General features: G+C 69.7%; 6 protein-coding genes. 3 read left to right on the forward strand and 3 right to left on the reverse strand.

The genetic code is table 11. The features are described 5' to 3' along the window. Positions 1 to 367, reverse strand: a 367-nt coding sequence (locus tag AOK18_RS25010) for a DUF2530 domain-containing protein (protein WP_107100371.1), incomplete at its 3' end; no start/stop codon positions are given. A gap of 193 nt (positions 368 to 560) precedes the next feature. Between AOK18_RS25010 and AOK18_RS25015 the strand changes: the two genes are divergently transcribed. After that, positions 561 to 2,012 (forward strand): NCS2 family permease, encoded by a 1,452-nt coding sequence (locus AOK18_RS25015; protein WP_055695797.1) that lies wholly within the window; start codon positions 561 to 563, stop codon positions 2,010 to 2,012. A 73-nt stretch (positions 2,013 to 2,085) separates the two neighbouring features. Here AOK18_RS25015 and AOK18_RS25020 read toward each other — a convergent pair whose 3' ends face one another. Further along, positions 2,086 to 2,268 carry a ribbon-helix-helix protein, CopG family gene (locus AOK18_RS25020; protein ID WP_055573657.1) on the reverse strand — a complete coding sequence of 61 codons (183 nt, stop codon included), beginning with the start codon at positions 2,266 to 2,268 and terminating at the stop codon, positions 2,086 to 2,088. A gap of 189 nt (positions 2,269 to 2,457) precedes the next feature. Between AOK18_RS25020 and AOK18_RS25025 the strand changes: the two genes are divergently transcribed. Together AOK18_RS25025 and AOK18_RS25030 are read left to right on the forward strand one after the other, a co-directional pair. Beyond that, positions 2,458 to 2,892, forward strand: a complete 435-nt coding sequence (locus AOK18_RS25025) for a MarR family winged helix-turn-helix transcriptional regulator (protein WP_055573646.1) — start codon at positions 2,458 to 2,460, stop codon at positions 2,890 to 2,892. A gap of 31 nt (positions 2,893 to 2,923) precedes the next feature. Beyond that, positions 2,924 to 4,366 carry an MFS transporter gene (locus AOK18_RS25030; protein ID WP_079105162.1) on the forward strand — a complete coding sequence of 481 codons (1,443 nt, stop codon included), beginning with the start codon at positions 2,924 to 2,926 and terminating at the stop codon, positions 4,364 to 4,366. On the opposite strand, the gene AOK18_RS25035 is transcribed toward AOK18_RS25030, so the two are convergent. Then, the gene (locus AOK18_RS25035) at positions 4,338 to 4,925 is read right to left on the reverse strand and encodes a Uma2 family endonuclease (protein ID WP_175400339.1); all 588 of its coding nucleotides are present in this window, start codon (positions 4,923 to 4,925) and stop codon (positions 4,338 to 4,340) included. The two genes, AOK18_RS25030 and AOK18_RS25035, sit on opposite strands and share 29 nt — an antisense overlap. Positions 4,926 to 5,053: the final 128 nt, after the last annotated feature.

Here is a 5,053-nt window from a genome sequence, read left to right on the forward strand (position 1 = left end):
CCGCGGTGTCCGCGGTGTCCGCGGTGTCCGAGGTCCGGTCCGCCCGGTCCCTCGGAGCCGTCCGGTCCGCCCGGACCGTCCGCGCGGTCCGTCCGGCCTGCTCGCGCTTGATGGCTGCGTCGCGCCGGCGGACGTACCAGATGCCGATGAGGCCGAGCCCGCCGCCGGCCAGGCAGGTCCACAGCCACCAGGTGCGGCCGCGGTCGTCGAACCAGCCGTAGAACGGCAGCTGCACCAGGAAGAGGGCGAACCAGAGGAGCGTGCCGCCGACGACGGTGGCGACCACGGGGCCCTCCAGGGGCTCCGGTGCCTCGTGCTGGGGGTTCCCCTTGACGACGTCGGAGAGACCCGAGAAGAAAGCGGCCATGCGGACAGCTTACGAGGAGCGGAGGGTGTGACGTTCGCCGCGTCCGCACCACGCCGTCCCTCCCCGTCTACGCGCGGAGATAGCGGGACCGACGTTATATCTTCATACTGAATCCGTTTGTCTCTGGCCACTTCTGTTCGTAGAAAACACCAAAGGGCTTTGATCCAGGGCCCACCGGTGATGAGGTTTCCGCATGTCCACGTCGGCCCCCGCCAAGGCTCCGATGCCCGATCAGCCGGGGTCCGGCCCCGGCTCCGGCGCACTGGACCGCTATTTCAAGATCTCCGAGCGGGGCAGCTCCCTGCCCCGGGAGATTCGTGGCGGATTCGCCACCTTCTTCGCGATGGCCTACATCATCGTGCTGAACCCGATCATCCTGGGCAGCTCGAAGGACATGTACGGCCACCAGCTCGACAACGGCCAGCTGGTCACCGCGACCGCCCTGACGGCGGCGTTCACCACGCTGCTCATGGGCGTCATCGGCAACGTGCCGATCGCGCTGGCCGCCGGCCTCGGCGTGAACTCGGTCGTCGCGCTCCAGCTCGCCCCGCGCATGTCCTGGCCGGACGCCATGGGCATGGTGGTGCTGGCCGGTTTCGTCGTCATGCTGCTGGTCGCCACGGGTCTGCGCGAGCGCGTGATGAACGCCGTCCCGCACGGTCTGCGCAAGGCCATCGCCATCGGTATCGGCCTGTTCATCATGATGATCGGCCTCGTCGACTCCGGCTTCATCTCCCGCATGCCGGACGCCGCGCACACCACCGTGCCGATGCAGCTCGGCGGCAACGGTCACCTCACCGGCTGGCCGGTCCTCGTCTTCATCCTCGGCGCGCTGCTCACCCTCGCGCTGATCGTGCGCAGGGTGCCGGGCGCGATCCTCGTCTCGATCGTCGCGATGACCGTCCTCGCCATGATCATCAACGCGGTGGCCGACGTCGAATCCTGGGGCCTGACGACCCCGACCTGGCCCGGCAACCCGCTCGCCACCCCCGACTTCGGCCTGATCGGTGAGGTCAGCCTGTTCGGCGGTTTCGGGAAGGTCGGCGTGCTGACCGGCGTCCTGTTCGTCTTCACCGTGCTGCTGTCGTGCTTCTTCGACGCGATGGGCACGATCATGGGCGTCTCCGACGAGGCCAAGCTGACCGACGGCGAGGGCCAGATGCCCGGCATCAACAAGGTCCTGTTCATCGACGGTGTCGCGGTCGCCGCGGGCGGCGCCAGCTCCGCCTCCGCCACCACCGCCTTCGTGGAGTCGACCGCCGGTGTCGGCGAGGGCGCGCGCACCGGCTTCGCCAACGTCGTCACGGGCGCGCTCTTCGCCTTCGCGCTGTTCCTCACGCCCGTCGCCACCATGGTCCCGTCGCAGGCGGCGACCCCGGCGCTGCTCGCGGTCGGCTTCCTGATCCTGGCGGGCTCGATCAAGGAGATCGACTGGGCGGATCACACCATCGCCATCCCGGCCTTCGTGACCATGGTGATGATGCCGTTCACCTACTCGATCACCAACGGCATCGGCATGGGCTTCATCACCTTCGTGGTGCTGCGCCTGGCGGCCGGACGCGGCAAGGAGGTGCCGGTGCCGCTGTACGTGGTGTCGGCGGTCTTCGCCTTCTACTACCTGATGCCGGCGCTGGGCCTGACCTGATCCGCCCCGGACCCGGGCCGGGTCCGGCCGGCCCGGGCCGGGTCCGGCCGGCGGTGCGGCTCCGCGTCACGCCTCAGGTGACGTCGTAGAACTTCTCCGTCTCCTCGACGGCGGTCTGGAACCGCTGGTCGAAGTCATCGCGAATGAGCGTCTGGACGACATAGTCCTGGACGCTCATTCCGCGTTTGGCGGCGTGCTGCCGGAGCCGTTCGAGCAGCTCGTGGTCCATGCGCAGGCTGAGTACGTCGGTCCCCATGGGCATGAGCGTCGCCGCACATCCCGGCCGGATGCGCCCGCATCCGCGCCCAAATCACTCGTACGAGTGATTCGAATGAGCGGTTCGACCGAACACTCCCCGGGGAGTGGCCGATGTCACGGACACGGGCGGCACGCGGACCCCTCCCGGACAGTCCTTTAGCGAGAGTAATGAGTTACGCTAAATAACATGCCGGACCTCAGCCTGGGCGACGAAGCCGCCGTGAACGCCCTTCGATCCGCCGTGATGCGTCTGTCCCGTCGGCTCAAGCACCAGCGCGTCGACGAGTCGCTCAGCCCCACCGAGATGTCGGTGCTGGGTACCCTGGCCCGGTGCGGCCGGGCCACCCCGGGCGAACTCGCCCGCAAGGAACACGTCCAGCCCCCCTCGATGACCCGCATCGTGGCGCTGCTGGAGGCCAAGGGACTGGTCCGGCTGGAGCCGCACCCGGACGACCGGCGGCAGAAGGTCGTCACGCAGACCGAACAGGCGGAGGCGATGCTCGAGGAGAGCCGCCGCAGGCGGAACGCCTTCCTCGCCACCCTGACCGAGCAGCTCGACGAGGACGAGTGGGCGAAGCTCCGCGCCGCCGCCCCCGTGCTGGAGAAGCTCGCACACCTCTAGGAAACCCAGCAGCCGTCCCAGGAGGCGCACCTTGAGTACGGGATCCGGAGCAGACTCCGCCCCCGCACCTGACCCCCACGATCCCCATGACACCCCGACCGGCCCCGAAGCGCCGGACCGGACCGCCCGCACGTCCGGGATGTTCTCCTCGCTGAAGGTCAGGAACTACCGCCTGTTCTTCACCGGCCAGGTCGTCTCGAACATCGGCACCTGGATGCAGCGCATCGCCCAGGACTGGCTGGTGCTCACCCTCACCGCCTCCTCGGCCGCCGTCGGCATCACCACGGCCCTGCAGTTCCTGCCGATGCTGCTGTTCGGCCTGTACGGCGGCGTCCTAGTCGACCGCCTGCGCAAGCGTCCCACGCTGCTCTTCACCCAGTCGGCGATGGCGCTCACCTCGCTGGCGCTCGCCGCCCTCACCCTCACCGGACGGGTCGAGGTCTGGCACGTCTACGTCGCCGCCTTCGCCACCGGCCTGGCCACGGTGGTCGACAACCCCGCCCGCCAGTCCTTCGTCGCGGAACTCGTCGGCCCCGGCCAGCTGCAGAACGCGGTCAGCCTGAACTCCGCGAACTTCCAGTCCGCCCGGCTGGTCGGCCCCGCCGTCGCGGGACTGCTGATCACCGGCGTCGGCACGGGCTGGGCGTTCTTCCTCAACGGCGTGTCCTTCGCCGCGCCGATCGCCGGCCTGCTGATGATGCGGGCCCGGGAACTGCACGCCGTCACGCCGTCCCCGCGCGGCAAGGGACAGCTGAGGGAGGGCCTGCGCTACGTCGCGGGCCGGCCCGAGCTGCTCTGGCCCATCGTCCTGGTGGGGTTCATCGGCACCTTCGCCTTCAACTTCCCCGTCTACCTCTCGGCCTTCGCCGACGACGTCTTCCACGGGGACGCGGGCGTCTACAGCCTGTTCAACACGCTGATGGCGGTCGGCTCCCTGGCCGGCGCCCTGCTCGCCGCCCGGCGCGGCACGGCCCGGCTGCGGCTGCTGATCATGGCGGCGGTCGCCTTCGGCGCACTGGAGATCGTGGCGGCCGGGGCACCCACCCTGTGGCTGTTCGCCCTGCTCATGATCCCGATCGGCCTGTTCGCCATGACGGTCAACGTCACCACCAACACCAGCATCCAGATGGCCACCGACCCGGCCGTGCGCGGCCGCGTCATGGCCCTCTACATGATGGTCTTCCTCGGCGGCGCGCCCGTCGGCGCCCCGATCGTCGGCTGGGTCACCGACACCTACGGGGCCCGGGTGGGCCTGGCGTCGGGCGGCGCCGTCGCGGTCCTCGCCGCGACCGTGATCGGCCTGGTCCTGGCCCGCGTCGGCAACCTGCGCCTGATGGTCGGCTGGGACGGCGGGCACCCGCGGATGCGGTTCGTGCCGCGGACGACGGGAGGAGCCGGCCCGAACGGCATGACGGGGGCGGCGACGCCCGTGGCGGCGGGTGCGGTCAGTCGCGGGGGAAGTCGCCGGTCCTGAGGACGAGGCCGACGGCCGTCCCGGTCAGGTCGACCTCCTCACCGAAGCCGAAGGTGACGGCACCGTGGTAGGTGCCGTCCTTCGGCAGGGTGTGCAGGTGCCACTCGCCGGTGTACGGGTCCACGATCAGGTACACGGGGACACCGGCGGCGGCGTAGGCGTCCTTCTTCGGACCGTAGTCGTTGCCGGCGGTGTTCCTGGAGATCACCTCGGCGACGAACTCGACGTCCTCGTGCCGCCATCGTCCGTGGGCGTCCTCCCGGGCGCCCTCCGCGAGCGCCGCCACGTCGGGCGCGAAGCCGTTGAGGTGTCCCGGGCAGTCGATGCGGACGTCGGACGTCAGGCGGTTGCGCGGGTACCTGGCACGCAGTTGCTCCACGATGTCCAGGATGATGTCCCAGTGGGTTCGGCGCTGCGGTGTCATGAAGATGTGGCCCCCGACGATCTCGGTCTTGTAACCCTCGGGGATGGGCAACTTCTCCAGCCACTCGAACATCGTGTCGAGCGTGAGCTCGTCTCCGGTGCCGGCCATGGCGATCCTGTCTTCGAGGACGGTCATCGTGGCGCTCCTCCCCGGCCGCCGCTCGATGCGCACGGCCGCGTGGTGCAACGATACGCACGGTGACCAGGACACGCGCGGGTGTACATGCGTCCAGTCTCCCGGGGAACGCATGTACACCCGCGCGT

The organism is Streptomyces prasinopilosus (genome assembly GCF_001419695.1).
Taxonomy (GTDB): domain Bacteria; phylum Actinomycetota; class Actinomycetes; order Streptomycetales; family Streptomycetaceae; genus Streptomyces; species Streptomyces prasinopilosus.